20 protein-coding genes are annotated in these 19,374 nt (G+C 67.8%); 3 read left to right on the top strand and 17 right to left on the bottom strand.

Annotated elements, in window-relative coordinates; all coding sequences use genetic code 11:
- Window positions 1–5: 5 nt before the first annotated feature.
- The 6 genes from acpP to PcP3B5_RS09630 form a co-directional block, all read right to left on the bottom strand.
- Window positions 6–242, bottom strand: coding sequence for an acyl carrier protein (acpP, locus tag PcP3B5_RS09655; protein WP_007160597.1), 237 nt, complete (start codon window positions 240–242; stop codon window positions 6–8).
- A 194-nt stretch (window positions 243–436) separates the two neighbouring features.
- Entirely contained in the window at window positions 437–1,180 is a 744-nt protein-coding gene (fabG, locus tag PcP3B5_RS09650; protein WP_009621431.1) for a 3-oxoacyl-ACP reductase FabG, read from the bottom strand.
- 15 nt (window positions 1,181–1,195) lie between these two features.
- Entirely contained in the window at window positions 1,196–2,134 is a 939-nt protein-coding gene (gene fabD, locus PcP3B5_RS09645) for an ACP S-malonyltransferase (RefSeq protein ID WP_043316160.1), read from the bottom strand.
- A gap of 205 nt (window positions 2,135–2,339) precedes the next feature.
- Window positions 2,340–3,347 (bottom strand): phosphate acyltransferase PlsX, encoded by a 1,008-nt coding sequence (gene plsX, locus PcP3B5_RS09640; RefSeq protein ID WP_081884555.1) that lies wholly within the window; start codon window positions 3,345–3,347, stop codon window positions 2,340–2,342.
- A gap of 3 nt (window positions 3,348–3,350) precedes the next feature.
- The gene (gene rpmF, locus PcP3B5_RS09635; protein ID WP_009621425.1) at window positions 3,351–3,533 is read right to left on the bottom strand and encodes a 50S ribosomal protein L32; all 183 of its coding nucleotides are present in this window, start codon (window positions 3,531–3,533) and stop codon (window positions 3,351–3,353) included.
- A 13-nt stretch (window positions 3,534–3,546) separates the two neighbouring features.
- Complete coding sequence (locus PcP3B5_RS09630) at window positions 3,547–4,077, bottom strand: YceD family protein (RefSeq protein WP_058488940.1); 531 nt, start codon at window positions 4,075–4,077, stop codon at window positions 3,547–3,549.
- A gap of 110 nt (window positions 4,078–4,187) precedes the next feature.
- Between PcP3B5_RS09630 and PcP3B5_RS09625 the strand changes: the two genes are divergently transcribed.
- Window positions 4,188–4,766 (top strand): Maf family protein, encoded by a 579-nt coding sequence (locus tag PcP3B5_RS09625; RefSeq protein WP_061561119.1) that lies wholly within the window; start codon window positions 4,188–4,190, stop codon window positions 4,764–4,766.
- A gap of 217 nt (window positions 4,767–4,983) precedes the next feature.
- Here PcP3B5_RS09625 and sppA read toward each other — a convergent pair whose 3' ends face one another.
- The 3 genes from sppA to rluC are packed head-to-tail and all read right to left on the bottom strand — an operon-like array spanning window position 4,984 to window position 7,598.
- The gene (sppA, locus tag PcP3B5_RS09620) at window positions 4,984–5,964 is read right to left on the bottom strand and encodes a signal peptide peptidase SppA (RefSeq protein WP_061561118.1); all 981 of its coding nucleotides are present in this window, start codon (window positions 5,962–5,964) and stop codon (window positions 4,984–4,986) included.
- A complete protein-coding gene (locus tag PcP3B5_RS09615; protein WP_043267266.1) occupies window positions 5,954–6,649 on the bottom strand; it encodes an HAD-IIIA family hydrolase in 696 nt (231 codons plus the stop codon). Before PcP3B5_RS09615 ends, sppA begins: the two co-directional genes overlap by 11 nt.
- Window positions 6,642–7,598: a 23S rRNA pseudouridine(955/2504/2580) synthase RluC gene (gene rluC / locus PcP3B5_RS09610; protein ID WP_061561117.1), complete on the bottom strand. Its 957-nt coding sequence runs from the start codon at window positions 7,596–7,598 to the stop codon at window positions 6,642–6,644. Before rluC ends, PcP3B5_RS09615 begins: the two co-directional genes overlap by 8 nt.
- A gap of 579 nt (window positions 7,599–8,177) precedes the next feature.
- On the opposite strand from rluC, the gene rne reads away from it, so the two are divergent.
- The gene (gene rne, locus PcP3B5_RS09605) at window positions 8,178–11,435 is read left to right on the top strand and encodes a ribonuclease E (RefSeq protein ID WP_061561116.1); all 3,258 of its coding nucleotides are present in this window, start codon (window positions 8,178–8,180) and stop codon (window positions 11,433–11,435) included.
- Window positions 11,436–11,766: 331 nt separating this feature from the next.
- Here the strand turns inward: rne and murB are convergent, their stop codons facing one another.
- The 8 genes from murB to PcP3B5_RS09565 all read right to left on the bottom strand — a co-directional run bounded on the left by murB (window position 11,767) and on the right by PcP3B5_RS09565 (window position 18,607).
- Window positions 11,767–12,786 carry a UDP-N-acetylmuramate dehydrogenase gene (gene murB, locus PcP3B5_RS09600; RefSeq protein WP_061561115.1) on the bottom strand — a complete coding sequence of 340 codons (1,020 nt, stop codon included), beginning with the start codon at window positions 12,784–12,786 and terminating at the stop codon, window positions 11,767–11,769.
- Window positions 12,783–13,247: a low molecular weight protein-tyrosine-phosphatase gene (locus PcP3B5_RS09595; RefSeq protein WP_061561114.1), complete on the bottom strand. Its 465-nt coding sequence runs from the start codon at window positions 13,245–13,247 to the stop codon at window positions 12,783–12,785. Before PcP3B5_RS09595 ends, murB begins: the two co-directional genes overlap by 4 nt.
- Window positions 13,247–14,011, bottom strand: a complete 765-nt coding sequence (kdsB, locus tag PcP3B5_RS09590) for a 3-deoxy-manno-octulosonate cytidylyltransferase (RefSeq protein WP_009621406.1) — start codon at window positions 14,009–14,011, stop codon at window positions 13,247–13,249. The genes PcP3B5_RS09595 and kdsB overlap by 1 nt, the downstream gene beginning before the upstream one ends.
- Before the next feature lie 13 nt (window positions 14,012–14,024).
- The gene (locus PcP3B5_RS09585; RefSeq protein WP_009621404.1) at window positions 14,025–14,210 is read right to left on the bottom strand and encodes a Trm112 family protein; all 186 of its coding nucleotides are present in this window, start codon (window positions 14,208–14,210) and stop codon (window positions 14,025–14,027) included.
- 40 nt (window positions 14,211–14,250) lie between these two features.
- The gene (gene lpxK, locus PcP3B5_RS09580; RefSeq protein WP_061561113.1) at window positions 14,251–15,249 is read right to left on the bottom strand and encodes a tetraacyldisaccharide 4'-kinase; all 999 of its coding nucleotides are present in this window, start codon (window positions 15,247–15,249) and stop codon (window positions 14,251–14,253) included.
- On the bottom strand, window positions 15,249–15,695 hold the full coding sequence (locus PcP3B5_RS09575; protein WP_009621400.1) for an ExbD/TolR family protein: 447 nt from the start codon (window positions 15,693–15,695) through the stop codon (window positions 15,249–15,251). The genes lpxK and PcP3B5_RS09575 overlap by 1 nt, the downstream gene beginning before the upstream one ends.
- Window positions 15,692–16,327 carry a MotA/TolQ/ExbB proton channel family protein gene (locus tag PcP3B5_RS09570; RefSeq protein WP_009621398.1) on the bottom strand — a complete coding sequence of 212 codons (636 nt, stop codon included), beginning with the start codon at window positions 16,325–16,327 and terminating at the stop codon, window positions 15,692–15,694. Before PcP3B5_RS09570 ends, PcP3B5_RS09575 begins: the two co-directional genes overlap by 4 nt.
- A 72-nt stretch (window positions 16,328–16,399) precedes the next feature.
- Window positions 16,400–18,607, bottom strand: coding sequence for a DNA internalization-related competence protein ComEC/Rec2 (locus PcP3B5_RS09565; protein ID WP_203228559.1), 2,208 nt, complete (start codon window positions 18,605–18,607; stop codon window positions 16,400–16,402).
- A gap of 136 nt (window positions 18,608–18,743) precedes the next feature.
- On the opposite strand from PcP3B5_RS09565, the gene PcP3B5_RS09560 reads away from it, so the two are divergent.
- Window positions 18,744–19,274, top strand: coding sequence for a DUF2062 domain-containing protein (locus PcP3B5_RS09560; RefSeq protein WP_061561111.1), 531 nt, complete (start codon window positions 18,744–18,746; stop codon window positions 19,272–19,274).
- Window positions 19,275–19,374 lie beyond the last annotated feature (100 nt).

The raw sequence follows: 19,374 nt of genomic DNA, 5'->3' as shown, positions 1-19,374 counted from the left end.
GCTACTTATTGCTGGTGGGCAACGATGTAGTCGATGGCTTCCTGCACGGTGGTGATCTTTTCGGCTTGCTCGTCGGGGATTTCGGTCTCGAATTCCTCTTCCAGAGCCATCACCAGCTCAACGGTGTCAAGGGAGTCCGCGCCCAGGTCTTCGACGAAGGAAGCGCTGTTGGTGACTTCTTCTTCCTTAACGCCGAGTTGCTCAGCAACGATCTTCTTGACGCGTTCTTCGATGGTGCTCATACCTTGTTTTCACTCCTATGGACAATCCGTACAGCTGGGCTGCGGGTAAGTGTATAGAAAGGGTTTTCTGCATTTCAAGCTGAACGCCGACGCCCCTTCGCGACCACCACGATGTTCTGTCTATAACCCAGTTGCATCTATATAACGGATTTTAGACAGCGCATATGACACATCCGCGAAGAGTAAGGTCACATTCAGCTCATGTACATTCCGCCATTCACCGGTACCGTGGCGCCGGTCACATAGGCGGCACCATCGGAGGCGAGGAATCCTACCACCTTGGCGATCTCTTCGGCTTGGCCGAGACGCCCGAGCGGAATCTGGCCGAGCAGCGCTTCGCGCTGGGCTTCGGGCAGCTCGCGGGTCATGTCGGTGTCGATGAAGCCCGGGGCCACCGCGTTGACGGTGATGGCACGGGAGCCCACTTCGCGCGCCAGGGCGCGGGTGAAGCCCTCTAGGCCGGCCTTCGCCGCGGCATAGTTGGTCTGCCCGGCATTGCCCATGGCGCCGACCACCGAGCCGATGTTGATGATGCGACCCCAGCGAGCCTTGGTCATGCCGCGCAGCACGGCTTTCGACAGACGGTAGAGGCTGTTGAGGTTGGTGTTGACCACGTCGAACCACTCGTCGTCCTTCATCCGCATCAGCAGGTTGTCGCGGGTGATGCCGGCGTTGTTGACCACGATCAGCGGCTGGCCGAGGTGCTGCTGGATGTGTTCGAGGGTGGAGGCGACGGATTCGTCGCTGGAAACGTCCAGGACCAGGCCGGCGCCTTCGATGCCGTTGGCCTTGAGGTATTCGGCGATTTTCTCGGCGCCCGAGGCGCTGGTGGCGGTGCCGATGACGATGGCGCCCAGGCGGCCCAGTTCCAGGGCGATGGCCTGGCCGATGCCGCGGCTCGCACCGGTGACCAGGGCAACCTTACCTTGCAGACTCATGCTCTTATCTCCTATTCAAGCCAGAGCCGCACGAGCCGCCGCGAAGGCGTCCGCCGAATCCAGATTGTGGGTGTTCACGCCCTTGGCGCAACGCTTGTTCAGGCCGGCCAGGACCTTGCCAGGGCCGCACTCTACCAGATCGCTCACGCCCTTGGCGGCGAGCAGTTGCACGGTCTCGACCCAGCGCACCGGGCTGTACAGCTGCGCCAGAAGGTCACGCTTGAGGGTGTCGAGGTCCGCCGGCACCTGGGCGCTGACGTTCTGCACCAGGGCGATCTGCGGAGCCTGCCAGGCGATGGCTTCCACCGCTTCGGCGAAGCGCTCGGCGGCCGGACGCATCAGCGCGCAGTGCGACGGCACGCTGACCGGCAGCGCCACGGCGCGCTTGGCGCCGCGCGCCTTGCAGGCCTCGATGGCACGCTCGACCGCGGCGGCGGCACCGGCGATCACCACCTGGCCGGGAGCGTTGAAGTTGACGGCGCTGACCACCTCACCCTGCGCGGCTTCGGCGCAGGCGGCCAGCACGTCGGCGTCTTCCAGGCCGAGGATCGCGGCCATGCCGCCGGTACCGGCGGGCACCGCTTCCTGCATCAATTGGCCGCGGCGCTCGACCAGTTTCACCGCCTCGGCGAAGCCCAGGCTGCCGGCGGCGACCAGGGCCGAGTACTCGCCCAGGCTGTGGCCGGCGACGTAGGCCGGCGCGGCGCCGCCCTCGGCCTGCCACAGGCGCCACAGGGCGATGGAGGCGGTGAGGATGGCGGGCTGGGTCTTGTCGGTCTGGTTCAGGCGCTCTTCCGGGCCTTCCTGCACCAGCGCCCAGAGGTCGTAGCCCAGGGCCGACGAGGCTTCGGCGAAGGTGTCACGCACCAGTGCGTGCTGCGCGCCCAGCTCGGCCAGCATGCCGAGGGATTGCGAGCCCTGGCCGGGGAAAACGAATGCGAGGGATGCGGACATTGCAACGGGTCCCTTGTGTCTGTTTCGTCGAAGGGTAACGCCAGCAGCAGCCTGGCGCATGGAACTGACAGTTGGATGACGGCCTCGACCGCGCGGTCACATTGCCAGGGCGAGCACTTCATCTCGCTGGGCAGCCTTGCGAGCGCGGTGCGCAAGCATACTTCCATTACCGCCAGAAATCTCTATTTCCTTTCTATTCAGTTACTTAGAGAAGGCTCTCGAGCCGCCCATGGAGCCGCTGCGGCAGGTTCTCGCGGATTTCCGCCAGGGCCCGGCGCAGAGCGCTCTGGATGCCCTCCTCGGCCGCGCTGCCGTGGCTCTTCACCACGATGCCCTGCAGCCCCAGGAAGCTCGCGCCGTTGTGCCGGGCCGGCGTCAGGTCGCTGCGCAGGCGGCGCAGCAGCGGCATGGCCACCAGGCCAATGGCCTTGGCCGACAGGCTGGACGCGAACAGTTGCTCCAGGCGGCTGACCACCATGGCCGCCAGCCCCTCGCTGGCTTTCAGCAGGATGTTGCCGACGAAGCCGTCGCACACCACCACGTCGGCCAGGCCACGGTACAGGCCGTCGCCTTCTATGTAGCCGATGTAGTTGATGCCGCGGGCCTGCTCTAGCAGGGTCGAGGCCAGCTTGACCTGCTGGTTGCCCTTGATTTCCTCGGTGCCGACGTTGAGCAGCGCCACCCTCGGGTTGGCCTTGCCCAGCGCCTCGGCCGCCACCGCGCCCATCACGGCGAACTGGTAGAGGTGCTCGGCACTGCAATCGACGTTCGCCCCCAGGTCCAGCAGATGGCAATGCCCGGTCTGGGTCGGCACGGCGGTGACCATGGCCGGCCGGTCGATGCCCGGCAGGGTCTTGAGCAGATAGCGCGACAGGGCCATCAGCGCGCCGGTATTGCCGGCACTGACGCAGGCATGGGCCGTACCGTCGCGGACCAGTTCCAGGGCAACGCGCATGGAGGAGTCGGGCTTGCTGCGCAGGGCCTGGGACGGGCGTTCGTCCATGCCGATGACTTCGCTGGCGTGCTGGATGTGCAGGCGCGGGCGGTCGACCGCGGGAACGCGGGCGCAGAGTTCTTCGAGAAGGGGAGCCTGGCCGACGAGGACCAGTTGCAGAGCGGGGTGCTGGGCCAGGAAGGAAATGCTGGCCGGAACAATGCAGTGGGGACCGAAGTCCCCACCCATTGCATCAATCGCGATGATTGGTGCGGACAAGGATTACTCGTCAGAGCCCTTGTCTACGACCTTGCGGCCGCGATAGAAGCCGTCCGGGGAGACGTGGTGGCGCAGGTGGACTTCACCGGTGCTCTTTTCCACGGACAGAGCGTTCGCATCGAGCGCATCGTGGGAACGACGCATGTCACGAGCGGAACGGGATTTTTTGTTCTGCTGAACAGCCATGATTGATTAACTCCTAAACGTTTGGGTCACGCTTCAACTGCGCCAGTACGCTGAACGGGTTGGGACGTTCTTCCACGTTCTCGCTCGGCTCGGGCGCTGCTGCAAATCCCGCCGGATGCTGGCATTCTTCAGGGTCATGGGCCGGAACGATGGGCAAGGCGAGCAACAGCTCGTCCTCGACCAGAGGCGGCAGGTCGAGGGGTTCCTCCCCCACTTCCAGCGCATCGTACCCCTTCGGCAGCCCTTCGGCAGACTGGCCTTCCCAGAGGATGGCGAAGTCGGACTCGCTGGTGACCTGGAAGGTCGCCGGCTCGAGGCAGCGTTGGCATACCATGCTCACCTGCGCGTCGACTTCGACATGCATGACCGCCAGCTTCTGCTCGTCGCGGTGGAAGAAGAACTTCGCCCGGACGTTGCCTTCGCTGCTGGTCAGCTGTTCGCAAACCCGCGGCATACTGGCGAGCGGCAGCACACCCTCGAGGGTGGCTTCGCGCTCTACCAATTTGCGCGGATCGACGTGAGGTGGTATCGGCCCATTCAACATAAGCGCGCCATTATAGGGATGCACCCGCCTCTGTCAAAGGAAATTAGGCATAAACCGCTGTATGGACAGCCTTTTCGCTAGAATCGCGGACTTCGCCCAGGAGACTCCCGATGCGCCCACTGATTCTCGCCTCAAGCTCGCCCTACCGCCGCGAATTGCTGCAACGCCTGCGCCTGCCCTTCGAATGCGCAAGCCCGGATATAGATGAAAGCCCGCTGCCCGGCGAAAGCGCCGAACAACTGGTGCGCCGCCTCGCCGAAGCCAAGGCGCGGGCGCTGGCGGCGCGCTTTCCCGAGCACCTGATCATCGGCTCGGACCAGGCCGCCGTCCAGGGCCAGGCGATCCTCGGCAAGCCGCACACCCTGGAGCGGGCCATGGAGCAACTCAAGGCCTCCAGCGGCAGCAGCGTCAGCTTCCTCACCGGCCTGGCCCTGCTGGACAGCGCCAGCGGCCGCTGCCAGGTGGATTGCATCCCCTTCCGCGTGCACTTCCGCGAACTGGACGAGGCGCGCATCCGCCGCTACCTGGAAGCCGAACGCCCCTTCGATTGCGCCGGCAGCTTCAAGGCCGAGGGCCTGGGCGTTAGCCTGTTCCGCGCGACCGAGGGCGAGGATGGCACCAGCCTGGTCGGCCTGCCGCTGATTCGCCTGGTGGACATGCTGCTGGCGGAAGGCGTGCAGATTCCCTGAGCATCGCGGACGGAGTCCGCCCCCCCCCCCTACAATCGGCCCCCTTCCGGAACATGTAGGAGCGCGCCCTGCGCGCGAATCGCGGGCAGGGCCCGCTCCTACAGGGGAATGGCATGGGCGGGCGGTGTAGGAGCGGAGGTCGACAAGGCCCGCCCGGAAACGAAAAAGCCGCTGCCTCTATATATAAAGGCAGCGGCTCGTTTCGAACACCAGGGCCTCAGCGCAGCGCCGGCCCCTGCCAGCCCATCCACAGCGCCAGGCGCTCGGCGACGCTGGCGCCGATCTTCTTGGCGAAGCGGTCGAACGGCGTTTCCTGCACGGTGTAGTCGACGATTTCCTTTTCCTTGATCACATCGCGCGCCACGTAGCTGGTACTGCCCAGGCCATCGATCAGGCCGAGCTGCAGCGCCTGCTCGCCGGACCAGATCAGCCCGGAGAACAGCTCGGGGTGGTCCTTGTCCTTCAGGCGATCGCCGCGCCCTTTCTTCACGCTGTCGATGAACTGCTTGTGGGTGGTGTCCAGCACGCCTTGCCAGAACTGCGTCTCTTCGGCCTTGGGCGGCTGGAAGGGATCGAGGAAGGCCTTGTGCTCGCCGGAGGTGTAGACGCGGCGATCGACGCCGAGCTTCTCCATGGTGCCGACGAAGCCGAAGGTGGCGGCGGTGACGCCGATGGAGCCGACCAGGCTGGCCTTGTCGGCGTAGATTTCATCGGCGGCGCTGGCGATGTAGTAGGCGCCGGACGCCCCCAGGTCGCTGATCACCGCGTAGACCTTCACGTCCGGATGCAGGCCGCGCTGGCGCTTGATCTCGTCATATATATAGCCGGACTGCACCGGACTGCCGCCCGGGCTGTTGATGCGCAGGACGATGCCCTTGGTGCCGCTGTCCTCGAAGGCCGCCTTCAGCGCCCCGACGACGTTGTCGGCGCTGGCCGGCTCGTCGTCGGCGATCATGCCCTTCACCTCGATCAGCGCGGTATGGCTGCCGCTGCGCGAGGCGGACTTGGACAGACCGCTCAACGGGGTGAACAGCGCCAGGGCGCCGAACAGGTAGATGAAGGTCAGCAGCTTGAAGAAGATACCCCAACGACGGGCCCGGCGCTGTTCCTGCACGCCCGCCAGCACTGCCTTCTCCAGCAGCTTCCAGCTCTTCGCGTCTTCCTTGCCGGGCTCCTCGGCCTTCCACTCATCCGACATGCTCGTTCACCTCGATCCGTAGGTCCTGCGCCCGGCCATCCAGCCAGGCGCGCAATTCGTTGAAATGCCCGATCTCCAGGCGCGGGCCGTATTCGCGCAGCACGGACAGCGGCTGCGCCCCGTAGGACACCGCCACCGAATCCATGCCCGCCCGGCGCGCCATCTCCAGGTCGAAGGGCGCATCCCCGACCATCAGCGCGCGGCCCGGCTCGACCCGGCAATGCGCAAGGATTTCATGCAGCATGCGCGGATCGGGCTTGCTCGCCGACTCGTCGGCGGCGCGGGTGATGTCGAAGAAGCCTTCCCAGCCCTGCCCCTTCAGCACCCGGTCCAGGCCGCGGCGGCTCTTGCCGGTGGCGACCGCCAGACGGTAGCCGGACTGGCGGAAATGCTCCAGCGCATCGGCTACGCCAGGGAACAAAGGAGAAGGTTCGACCTCCAGCATCAGATAATGCTCGGCGTAATCGCCACGAAAGACTGTCAGCGCCGCCTCATCGTCGACTTCCGGGTACAGCGTCTGGATCGCCTCCGGCAGCCCCAGGCCGATGATGCCTTTTATGGCTTCGTCGCTGCGCCGCGGCAGGCCGGAACGCTCGGCCGCCACCCGCATCGACTCGACGATGCGGCCGACGGAATCGACCAGAGTGCCGTCCCAGTCGAAGACCAGCAGCGCGTAATCAGGCATCCAGGCGCTCCAGGGTGCTGCGCCAGATGTCGTCCACCTCGGCCTCCAGCTCCAGGGTGGAGCCGTCGGGCATGGGCACGCGCAGCTGCGCGGAATGCAGGAACAGGCGCTTGCCGCCCAGCTCGCGGATCTCGCGGGAGAATTCGTCGTCGCCGTACTTGGCGTCGCCGGCGATGGAATGCCCGGCGTGCTTGGCATGCACGCGAATCTGATGGGTGCGCCCGGTGATCGGCCGCGCCTCCACCAGGGTGGCGAAATCGCCGAAGCGGCGCAGCACCTTGAACTCGGTGAGCGCGTCCTTGCCTTCGACGTTGACCTCCACCATGCGCTCGCCGGAGCGCAGATTGTTCTTCAGCAACGGCGCGCGAATCTGCTTCTTCGCCGCCGGCCAACTGCCGCGCACCAGTGCATGGTAGCGCTTGTCCACCACGTGCTCGTTGCGCAGCGCGTCGTGCAGGTGGCGCAGCATGCTGCGCTTCTTGGCGATCATCAGCAGGCCGGAAGTGTCGCGGTCCAGACGGTGCACCAGCTCCAGATCCTTGGCCTCCGGGCGCAGCTGGCGGAAGGCCTCGATCACGCCATAGCTGAGGCCGCTGCCGCCGTGCACGGCGATGCCGGCGGGCTTGTTGATCACGATCAGCGCCTTGTCTTCGTAGACGATGGCGGCCTCCAGGCGTTCGAGCAGCCCCTGGGCCAGCGGCGCCGGCTCGTCGCGCTCGGCCAGGCGCAGCGGCGGCACACGCACCACGTCCCCGGCCTGCAGCTTGTACTCGGGCTTGATCCGCCCCTTGTTCACCCGCACCTCGCCCTTGCGCAGGATGCGATAGATCAAGGTCTTGGGTACGCCTTTGAGCTGAGTTCTGAGGAAATTGTCGATGCGCTGGCCGGCATATTCCGGCGCGACTTCAAGCAGCTGGACGCCGGAAGTCGGAGGGGTGGAAGTCGTCATCCACCCATCATAGCAATTTTTCATTCAATTGAAGCACTTAATCATTGCTGCTATATTCGGGAGGCCGCCAAAAGTGGCCGGGCCCGCGGATGTCAGCGAAATCGCCATCCCCGCTGCCTGCAAGCACATTGAACGGACGTGAGGCAGTCCTGCGAAGCGTTGCCGTGGCGGACCCATGAATCCCTCGCCGCAACGATTCGGAACCCGAGCCTTGAGACATGACGCACGGCTGCCTCGGTAGCCGTGAAAAGCCAACCCGCTCCCGGATTCTGCGAGCGGCACCCGCTTCTTCAATAGGAAACGTGCAGGGTGGAGATGCACAACTGTCGGACCGCGTAGCTGGCATAGCCTTGTTTCAGACGCACTCTTTCGTCCGCCTCCGACAGCTGATTCCTCCTCCTGTTGATTGCTTGTTCGCAGGACAAGCAGGAGACGTAGTCGCGACCCGGCCCGTTGCTGGCCGGACGTCGCTGGACACGGGAATGGTCCGCCGTTCCTGAGTACGCGCCTGAGCACCGACCGTGAGAGTCGTGGGTGCCGATTGCCGTTTCCGGTGGCCCCGGAAACCATTGGTACTACATGAAAAGAATGCTGATCAACGCAACTCAACCCGAAGAGTTGCGTGTAGCGCTGGTAGATGGCCAGCGTCTGTTCGACCTGGACATCGAGTCCGGCGCGCGCGAACAGAAGAAGGCCAACATCTACAAGGGCCGCATCACCCGCGTCGAGCCCAGCCTGGAAGCCGCCTTCGTCGACTTCGGCGCCGAGCGCCACGGCTTCCTCCCCCTCAAGGAAATTTCCCGCGAGTACTTCAAGAAGAACCCCGAAGGGCGCATCAACATCAAGGATGTGCTCAGCGAAGGCCAGGAAGTCATCGTCCAGGTCGAGAAGGAAGAACGCGGCAACAAGGGCGCGGCCCTGACCACCTTCATCAGCCTGGCCGGCCGCTACCTGGTGCTGATGCCGAACAACCCCCGCGCCGGCGGCATCTCCCGCCGCATCGAGGGCGAAGAGCGCAACGAACTGCGCGAAGCCCTGAACGGCCTGAACGCCCCCGCCGACATGGGCCTGATCGTCCGCACCGCGGGCCTGGGCCGCAGCTCCGAAGAGCTGCAATGGGACCTGGACTACCTGCTGCAACTGTGGGGCGCCATCAAGGAAGCCTCCGGCGAGCGCGGCGCGCCCTTCCTGATCTACCAGGAAAGCAACGTCATCATCCGCGCCATCCGCGACTACCTGCGCCAGGACATCGGCGAAGTGCTGATCGACAGCATCGACGCCCAGGAAGAAGCCCTGAACTTCATCCGCCAGGTGATGCCGCAGTACGCCAGCAAGGTCAAGCTGTACCAGGACAGCGTTCCGCTGTTCAACCGCTTCCAGATCGAGAGCCAGATCGAGACCGCCTTCCAGCGCGAAGTGAAGCTGCCCTCCGGCGGCTCCATCGTCATCGACCCGACCGAGGCCCTGGTCTCCATCGACATCAACTCGGCGCGCGCCACCAAGGGCGGCGACATCGAGGAAACCGCCCTGCAGACCAACCTGGAAGCGGCCGAGGAAATCGCCCGCCAGCTGCGCCTGCGCGACATCGGCGGCCTGATCGTCATCGACTTCATCGACATGACCCCGGCGAAGAACCAGCGCGCCGTGGAAGAGCGCGTGCGCGAAGCCCTCGAGGCCGACCGCGCGCGCGTGCAGGTCGGGCGCATCTCGCGCTTCGGCCTGCTGGAGATGTCCCGCCAGCGCCTGCGTCCGTCCCTCGGCGAGACCAGCGGCATCGTCTGCCCGCGTTGCAACGGCCAGGGCATCATCCGCGACGTGGAATCCCTGTCGCTGGCCATCCTGCGCCTGATCGAGGAAGAAGCGCTGAAGGACCGCACCGCGGAAGTCCGCGCCCGCGTGCCCTTCCAGGTCGCCGCCTTCCTGCTCAACGAGAAGCGCAACGCCATCACCAAGATCGAGCTGCGCACCCGCGCGCGCATCTTCATCCTGCCGGACGAGCACCTGGAAACCCCGCACTTCGAAGTGCAGCGCCTGCGTGACGACAACCCGGACCTGCTGGTCGGCCACACCAGCTACGAGATGGCCCAGGTCGAGCACGAGGAAGTCCAGCCGGTCAGCGCCACCCGCACCCTGGTACGCCAGGAAGCCGCGGTGAAGACCGTCTCCCCGCAGACTCCCGCCCCGCAGCAGGCCGAACAGGCCGCCGCTCCGCAACCGGTGGAAGCCGCCAAGCCGATGCCGCAGCCGAGCCTGTTCCAGGGCCTGGTCAAGTCGCTGGTGAGCCTGTTCGCCGGCAAGGAAGAAGAAGCCAAGCCGGCCGTCAGCGCGGAAAAACCCGCCAGCGAGCGCAGTTCGACGCCGGAGGAGCGCCGCAACGGCCGTCAGCAGAACCGTCGCCGTGACGGCGGCCGTCGCGACGACGAGCGCAAGCCCCGCGAGGAGCGTGGCGAGCGCAACGAGCGCCGTCGTGAAGAGCGCGCCGAGCGCCCGGCCCGCGAAGAACGCCAGCCCCGCGAAGAACGCGCCGAACGCCAGCCGCGCGAGGAGCGTCAACCGCGCGAAGAGCGTGCCGAGCGTCAGCCGCGCGAGGAACGTCAGCCGCGTGAAGAGCGCGCCGAGCGTCAGCCCCGCGAGGAACGTCAGCCGCGCGAAGAGCGTGCCGAGCGCCAACCGCGTGAAGAGCGTGCCGAGCGTCAACCCCGCGAGGAACGCCAGCCGCGTGAAGAGCGCGCCGAGCGCCAGCCCCGCGAGGAGCGCCAACCGCGTGAAGAACGTGCCGAGCGCCAGCCGGGTGAAGAGCGTCAGCCCCGTGAGGAACGCCAGCCGCGCGAAGAGCGTGGTGAGCGTCGCGAACGTGGCGAACGCCAGCCCCGCGAGGAGCGCCAGGCCCGCGAAGCCGCGCTGGAAGCCGAAGAGCCGAACAACGAGGAACTGCTGGAGCAGGACGACCAGGAAGGCAGCGATGACGATCGTCCGCGCCGCCGCTCCCGTGGCCAGCGCCGCCGCAGCAACCGCCGCGAGCGTCAGCGCGAAGTCGGCGTGGAAGGCCCGGAGGCCGGTGAGCAGCCGCAAGGCAGCGAGTCGCCGTCCGCCCCGGCCCTGGCCGCAACCGGCGTTGCCGCGGTAGCCGTGGTCGCCGAGCAGGTCGTCGAAGCCGCCAGCGAGCAAACCGCCGAGCCGGCCGCTGCCGTCGAAGCCGGCGCCGACACCGTCGTGGTCACCGAGACCCGCGAGGAAAGCGCCGGCGAGCAGATCGTCGAGTTCAGCCTGCAGCCGAGCGAATCCGCCCCGGCCGCCGCCGAATCGGTCGAGCAGCCTGCTGCGCAAGCCGTGGTCGAAGCCGCTCCGGTCGTCGAGACCGCTCACGTCGAACCCCAGGTGGTCGAAACGGTCGCCCAGGCCGAGCCTGCTGTTGCCGCGCCGAGCCAGGACGAAGCCCAGCCGGCAGCCAACGCCACCGGCCGCGCCCTGAACGACCCGCGCGAGCGTCGTCGCCTGCAGCGCGAAGCCGAGCGCCTGGCCCGTGAAGCCGCGGAAGCCGCCGCTGCCGCCCCGGCCGTAGTGGAAACCGCCGGGGTCGAACAGGCCGCCGAGGTGGAAGCCATCGCCGAGCAGCAAGTCGAGGCCGCGGAAGAAAGCGTCGTAGAAGCGGCCCAGGAGACTGTCGAAGCGTCTGCCACCACCGAAGCCGCCGAAGCACCCGCTGCCGAAGCTGCCGAAGCTGCCGAAGCTGCCGAAGCTGCCGAAGGCGAGCAGGCCATCCAGGCCGTCGAGGAGCAAGTCGAAGCCGACAAGGCCGAGCAGCACCGCGAAGAAGTGGAAAAGCACCACGGCTGATCGCCCGCGTGCTGAAAAAGGGGATGCCTAGGCATCCCCTTTTTTTATGGCTCCTGGGTTGCGTGGGGTAGATCGCCATGCCTCACGACAACAACTGTAGGAGCGGGCCCTGCGCGCGATATCGCGCGCAGGGCGCGCTCCTACAGGGGAATGGAGTGGTGGGGCAGTGTAGGATCTCATCCGCGAATCGCGCCGGGATGTCCGGCTATCGCGGACAAGGTCCGCTCCTACCCCCATACCGGTGGGCACGGCTCGCTCCTACGAAAAGCAGCACGGACAAAAAAAGGCGCTTGCCGGCAACGGCAAGCGCCTTTTTCCAAGCCCGCACACCTCAGTAGAGGTTGGGCTCCATCTCCAGCTCCACGCCGAAGCGCTGGCGGATGTCCTCGCGGATACGCTCGGCCAGCGCCTGGATCTGCGCCCCGCTGGCGCCGCCGTAGTTGACCAGCACCAGCGCCTGCTGGGCATGCACGCCAGCGGCGCCGTCGCGGAAGCCCTTCCAGCCGGCCTTGTCGATCAGCCAGCCGGCGGCCAGCTTGACCTGGCCGTCGGCCTGGGGATAGGCCACCAGGTCCGGGTATTCGCCACGCAGGCGCTCAGCCACGACGGCGGATACCAGCGGGTTCTTGAAGAAGCTGCCGGCATTGCCCAGCACGGCCGGGTCGGGCAGCTTCTCGAGGCGGATGGCGCAGATCACCCGCGCCACGTCGGCGGGGCCAGGAGCGTCTATGCCCTCCTCCACCAGGCGCTGGCGCACCGGACCATAGTCCAGATGCAGGCTGGCCCGGCGCGCGAGCTTCAGGCGCACGCGCAGGATCACCCAGCGCCCCGGCTCGCGCTTGAACAGGCTCTCGCGGTAGGCGAAGGCGCAATCGTCCAGGTGGAATTCGCGCAGGCCGCCGCTGTGGCGGTCCAGCGCCACCAGGCTGTCGAACACGTCCTTCAGCTCCACGCCGTAGGCGCCGATGTTCTGCATGGGCGCGGCGCCGACGGTGCCGGGGATCAGGCTGAGGTTCTCCAGGCCGGCGAAGCCCTGCTCCAGGCTCCAACGCACCAGGTCGTCCCAGACCTCGCCGGCCTCGGCTTCGATACGCACCCGATCGCCGTCGTCTTCGAGGATGCGCACGCCACGGCTGGCCATGCGCAATACCAGGGCCTCGACGTCGCGGGTCAGCAGCAGGTTGCTGCCACCGCCGAGCACCAGCAGCGGCAGGTCGCGCTCCACCGCCAGGGCGAGGCCCTGCATCACTTCCTGGTCGTCGCGAGCCTCGGCGAACAGTCGCGCCCGCGCTTCGATGCCGAAGGTATTGAAGGCTTTCAGGGAAACGTCTTTCTGCAGAACCAGGCTCACAGGCGCCCCTTCACTTCCAGCAGCAGGGCGTCGCAGGCCAGCTCGATCAGGTCCAGCACCTGCTCGAAACCGGCCTCGCCGCCGTAATAGGGATCGGGCACCTCGTCCAGCGCGCCGGCGTAGCGGCGCAGGAACAGGTCCAGTTCGGCCGGGCCGGCGCCCCGTCCCAGGCGTTCGAGATGAGCCAGGTTGCTCAGGTCCATGGCCAGGATCAGGTCGAAGTCGGCGAAATCGGCAGCGCTCACCTGGCGCGCGCGCAGCGCCGACAGGTCATAGCCACGGCGCATGGCAGCGACGCGAGTGCGGGCGTCCGGCGCCTTGCCCACGTGCCAGTCGCCGGTGCCGGCGGAATCGACGGTCACCCGCGCCTCCAGCCCGGCCTCGCGCAGCTTGTGGCGGAACACGCCCTCGGCGGTGGGCGAACGGCAGATGTTGCCCAGGCAGACGAAGAGAACCCGCATCAGCCCCCCAGGATGCGCCTGACGCGCTCCAGGTCCTCGGCGGTGTCCACCCCGGCCTGCGGCGCCTCCAGGGCGTCGGCGACGTGGATGCGCACGCCGTGCCAGAGCGCCCGCAGCTGCTCCAGGCACTCGGTGTCTTCCAGCCAGCACGGGCCCCAGGCGACGAAGTCGCGGAGGAAGCGCGCGCGGTAGGCGTAGATGCCGATGTGGCGGCGGTAGGGCACGCCCTGCGGCAGGCCGTCCGGCTCCTTAGCGAAGGCGTCGCGGGCCCAGGGCAGCGGCGCGCGGCTGAAGGTCAGCGCCAGGCCGTTGAGGTCGGTCACCACCTTCACCACGTTCGGGTTGAACAGCGCGGCCAGCTCGTGGATCGGCTCGGCCAGGGTGGCGATGCCGGCTTCCGGGTGGGCCGCCAGGTTGGCGGCCACCTGGTCGATGATGGCCGGCGGGATCAGCGGCTCGTCGCCCTGCACGTTGACCACGATGGCGTCGTCGGCCAGGCCCAGGGCATCGGCCACCTCGGCCAGGCGGTCGGTGCCGGAGTTGTGGTCGACGCGGGTCAGCAGCGCCTCGGCGCCGAAGACGTTGGCAGCCTCGAGGATGTGCGCATCGTCGGTGGCGATCACCACGCGAGATGCGGCGCTCTTGCGCGCCTGCTCCCAGACGTGCTGGACCATGGGCTTGCCGCAGATGTCCTGCAGCGGCTTGCCGGGCAGGCGGGTGGAGGCGAAGCGGGCCGGGATGACGACGGTGAAGGCTTGGCTCATCGCTGCGTCTCGGTCACTTGTCCAGGCGCTCGTCGACGTTCAGGGTGCGGGCCTCGCCCTCGAGCATCACCGGGATGCCGTCGCGCACCGGGTAGGCCAGGCCGTCGGCCTTGCAGATCAGTTCGGACTTGTCGTCGGTGAGCTTCAGCGGCCCCTTGCACAGCGGGCAGGCGAGGATGTCGAGGAGTTTCGGGTCCATGGCGGAATCCTTGGAAAGCAATGGGTGGCGGCGCCACCCGTCAGCGCGCGATCAGACGCTCGAGCCGGGCGTCGAACCAGGCGACGAAGGCCGGGGATGGCTGCGCGTCGACCGCGAGGTACCACCAGTCGGCGGCGGCGAAGGCCCGGCATTTCACCGCATCCTTCTCGGTCATCAGCAAGGGCAGCGGCGGGCTGAATTGCAGCTGCTCGGCGCTGTAGGCCGCGTGGTCCGGGAAGGCGTGCGGAACAGGCCGCCAGTGTAGCGCCTCGAGCGTCGCGAAGAAACGCCGGGGGTTGCCGATGCCGGCCAGGGCGTGGACCTGCTGGCCCGGCGGGAAGTGCGTCAGGTCGCGGCGCTCGCCGCTGCGCAGGTTGACCAGTGCGCTCGGCCGCAGGACGAAGGAAAAGGCCCCGGCCGGATCGCTGCTGGCGCCGTTGTAGAGCACCGCGTCCACCGACTCCAGGCGTTCGGCCGGCTCGCGCAGGGGGCCGGCCGGCAGGCAGCGGCGGTTGCCCAGGCCGCGCGCGGCGTCGATCAGCACCAGCTCCAGGTCGCGGGCCAGGCGGTAGTGCTGCAGGCCGTCGTCGCAGAGGATCAGGTCCACCGGTTCCTCGGCCAGCAGCGCGCGCACCGCGGCCGGGCGGTCCGGGTCGATGACCAGGGGCACGCCGCAGCGCTGGACGATCATCAGCGGCTCGTCGCCGGCCTGCGCCGCATTCTGTTCGGCGCGCACCCGCCAGGGCAGGCTCGGCGGCTTGGCGCCATAGCCGCGGCTGACCACGCCGACCTTGAGGCCGCGGGCGCGGCAGTGCTCGATCAGCCAGAGGATCATCGGCGTCTTGCCGGTGCCGCCGACGGTGACGTTGCCGACCACGACGACCGGCACCGGCGCGCGGAAGGCCTGGCGGCGGCCTTCCAGGTAGTCGGCACGCTTGCGCAGGGCGACGCGCCGGTACAGCGCCTCCAGCGGGCGCAGCAGGCCGAGGGCCGGGTGGCCCTGGTACCAGGCCTGCAGCAGGCGCTCGGAAAACGCCATCAGGGCTTGGCCGCCGGCTGCGCCTCGACGGTGGTGATGCGCAGGTGGCTGAAGCCGAGCTTGCCGGCGGCGTCCATGGCGGTGACCACTGACTGGTGGGTGGCCTTGCCGTCGGCGGTGATCACCAGCGGCAGGCTGCTGTCGCCGGCGGATTCCTTCTGCATCGCCGCCATCAGGGTGGCGATGTCGCCGTTGACCAGAGTCTGGCCGTTCAGCGCGTAGTGGCCGGCGGCGTCGATGTCCAGTTCCAGCGGCTTGATGTCGGTGGCTTCCGGCGGCGTGCCGCTGACCGCCTCGGGCAGCTCGACCTTCAGCTGCGTCGGCCGGCTGAAGGTGGTGGTGACCACGAAGAACAGCAGCAGGACGAAGATCACGTCGATCAGCGACGCCAGGTTGATGAACACGTCATCGCGGGCGGCGCTGCCGTTTCTGCGGCGGAATTTCACGCTTTGCCATCCTCGGAGAGGTCGACCTCGCGGTCGCCCTGGACCATTTCCACCAGCTTGATCGCTTCCTGCTCCATGGCCACCACCAGCTCATCGACGCGACGCAGCAGGTAGCGATGGAAGAACACGGCCGGGATGGCCACGATCAGGCCGGAGGCGGTGGTCACCAGGGCCTTGGAGATGCCGCCGGCGAGCTGCGGGGCGTTGGCCATGCCGTCGCCCATGAAGGCGCTGAAGATCTGGATCATGCCGAACACCGTGCCCAGCAGGCCGAGCAGCGGGGCCATGGCGGCGATGGTGCCGAGGGCGTTGAGGTAGCGCTCCATCTCGTGGATCACCCGGCCGGCGGCCTCCTCGATGCACTCCTTCATGATCTCGCGGCCATGCTTGGAGTTGACCAGGCCGGCGGCGAGCACCTCGCCCAACGGGGAAGACGCCTTGAGTTCCTTGAGCGCCTGGCTGTTCAGCTTCTTGTCCTTGATCTGCTTCCACACCTGGCCCAGCAGCTGCGGCGGGGCGATGCGGCTGCGGCGCAGGGTCCAGAGTCGTTCGGCGACGATGGCGGTGGCGGCGATGGAGCTCAGAATGATCGGCAGCATCATCCAGCCGCCGGCTTTGACCAGTTCCCACACAGTGGCGAATCCCCTGAAAAAAAGTGGCGACACTCTAGCACAGGGCCCCTGCCCCGCCGACCGTCGCCGTTCTCATTTTTCCCTCCAGAATCCGGCATTTTCGCGCACGCCGCGCAGCGTTCCACGCTGGCCCAGGAGCAGGCGCAGGGCGCCCTCCCGGGCCACATCGTGCACCTTCGTCCCCTGCTCGGCAAAGCGTTGCAATACCTCGCTGGACGGATGGCCATGGGCGTTGTGCCGCGAGCGGGAAACCAGCGCCGCGCGGGGCGCCAGTTGCCTGACGAAGGCCGCGGAAGAGGCGCTGCGGCTGCCATGGTGGCCGGCCAGCAGCCAGTCGGCGCCAAGCCCGGGATGGCTGGCCAGCCAGGCGGCCTCGCCCGCGGCCGGCAGGTCGCCGGTGAGCAGCAGGCTCTCGCCGCCGGCCTCGACGTACAGCACACAGGAGCGGCCGTTGCTGTCCGTCGCATCGGGCCACTGCCAGGTGGAGAAGCGCACGCCGTCCAGCTGCCATGCCTCGTTGCCGCAGGGGCCGGCAGGCAGGCTGTCCGGCAAACGCCCGGGCTCGCCGCTGATGATCCGCGCTACCGGCACGGCCGCCGCCACCGAGCGGGCGCCGCCGGCGTGGTCATTGTCGGCGTGGCTGAGCAGCAGCATATCCAGGCGCTCGATGCCCAGGCCACGGAGAGTCGGCAGCACCGCCACCTCGCCGAGGTCGAAATCGCCCCGGCGCGGTCCGGCGTCGTACAGCCAGGTGTGCTGGCGGGTGCGGATCAGCACGGACAGCCCCTGGCCCACGTCCAGCACCCGCACTTCGGCATGGCCATGGGGCGGCGCGCTGGAATGCGGCCAGAACATCGGCAACAGCAACGCCAGGCCCAGCGGACGCAGCGGCAGCCCGACCGGCGCCAGGCACAGCAGCGCGCCGAACAGGGCCAGGGCGATGCTCCAGGGCGGCGGCGCCATGGGGTGCCAGGCCGGGGAATACAGCGACAGGCGCCCGAGCAGGCCCAGCAGCACGTCGAGCACGCCACCCGCCAGCCACAGCAGCCCCTCGCCCACCACCGGCAGCCACAGCAGCAGACTGCCGACCAGCGCCAGGGGCACCACCAGCAACTCGACACAGGGCACCGCGATCAGGTTCGCCAGCGCGCCGGCGGGACTCAGCGGCAGGCCCAGGGCCAGCAACACCGGCGCCAGGCCGAGAGCCATGAGCCACTGCGCGCGCCCCCAGGCCAGCCAGCCGGCCCCCCGCCCCAGGCGCCCGGCGAAGCCGTAGACGAGCAGCGCCACGGCGGCGAAGGACAGCCAGAAGCCGGGCGTCAGGCTGACCAATGGATCGACCAGCAGCACCACCAGCAGAGCGCCGAGCAGCGGCAGCCAGACGCCCTGGCGACGAAAGTGCAGGCGCCACAGCAGCACCATGCTGAGCATCAGGCAGGCACGCAGCGCCGGCACCTGCAGTCCGGCGATCCAGCCATAGCCCCAGGCGCCAGCCAGTGCAACGGCACAGGCGCAGGGCAGCCAGGGCACGCGCGCGGGCCAGGCTCCCAGGCGCGCCAAACCCGCCACCAGGGCGTAGAGCAAGCCGCCCAGCAGGGAGATGTGCGAGCCGGAGATCACCATCAGGTGCAGGGTGCCGGTGTCCTGCAGCATGTCCCAGTCGTCCCGGCCCAGGCCGCTGCCGTCGCCGAGGACCAGGGCCACCAGGTAGGCGTTGCGTCCCCGGGCATCCACCGCCAGCAGCCGGTCCTTCCAGGCTTCGCGCCAGGCCATGGGGCCGGCGGCCTCGGCCAGGCGCCGGCCATCCTTGACGCTGCCGGTGGCGCCTATGCCGTCGGCCGCCAGCCAGGCTTCATAGTCGAAACCGAAGTCGTTGGCCAGGCCATGGGGGCGGCGCAGGGTGACCGCCAGGCGCCAGCGCTCCCCGGCCCGCACCTCCGGGCCGCCGTACCAGGACACGCGGATGCGCCCGGGCAGGTCCAGGCGCGCCTGGACGTCCTCCAGCTCGAAGCGGACGATGCCATCCGCGCTAGCCGGCAGGCCGGCAACCTGCCCTTCCAGCCACAGCGTCCGCCCGTCCAGTTCGGGAGCCAGGCGCCCTTCCCACGAGTCATGGGCGAACAGGCAGGCCCAGGCGAAGCCGAGCAGGAAGAGCGCCACCGCGTGATGTCGCCGATACAGGCACAGCAGCGCCATTCCGACCAATGGCAGCAGGGCCGCCAAGGGTGGCAGCTGGGGCAGGAAACGCAGCAGCACCAGGCCGCAGGCCAGCGCCATCATCCCTGTGCGCACGAATTGCCTCCCTGGCAGCGAAGTCCGGTGCACCGCGCCCGGTTACACATGGACATAGTTGGTGAACAGAAGCTGTCATCTAGCTAGGCATAATGGCCGGTGTTCGTCTGCCAGAGATTTCCCCATGCCGCGCCGACTTTTCCAGCGCTACATGCCGGACCCCGAGCTGATCAGGAACCACAAGTCCCTGCGCTGCTTCGGGCCCCTGTTGCACTCGCCCAACCTCTGGCACCTGAATCGAAGGTCGGTATCCCGCGCCATGGGCATGGGCCTGTTCGCCGCCTTCGTGCCCATTCCCCTGCAGATGCTGCTGGCCGCCACGCTGGCGGTGTGGGTGCGCGCCAACCTGCCGATCTCGGTGGGGCTGGTCTGGCTGACCAACCCCATCACCATGCCGCCGGTGTTCTATTGCACCTACAAGATGGGCGCCTGGGTCATGGGCGTGCCGGCACGCACGCTGCCGGAGAACCTCACCTGGGAATGGATCAGCGGCGAGCTGTCGCTGCTCTGGCAGCCGTTCCTGCTCGGTTCGATCATCTGCGGGCTGCTGGTGGGCCTGCTCGGCTACCTGGCCACCCAGGCCTACTGGCGCTGGTGGATAGGCCGCAGCTGGCGGCGGCGCCAGGCGTTGCGCAATCTGCGGCAGGGGTTATGAGCCCCTTCCTTGTCCGCGATAGCCGGAGGTATCGGCGCGGTTCGCGGATGAGATCCGCTCCTACGCTGCCCCACCCATGCCATTCCCCTGTAGGAGCGCG

This window comes from Pseudomonas citronellolis (genome assembly GCF_001586155.1).
In the GTDB taxonomy this organism is placed as follows: Bacteria; Pseudomonadota; Gammaproteobacteria; order Pseudomonadales; family Pseudomonadaceae; genus Pseudomonas; species Pseudomonas citronellolis.
The sequence above is the reverse complement of the archived record's forward strand: the minus strand, read 5'-3'. Positions and strand labels throughout refer to the sequence as shown.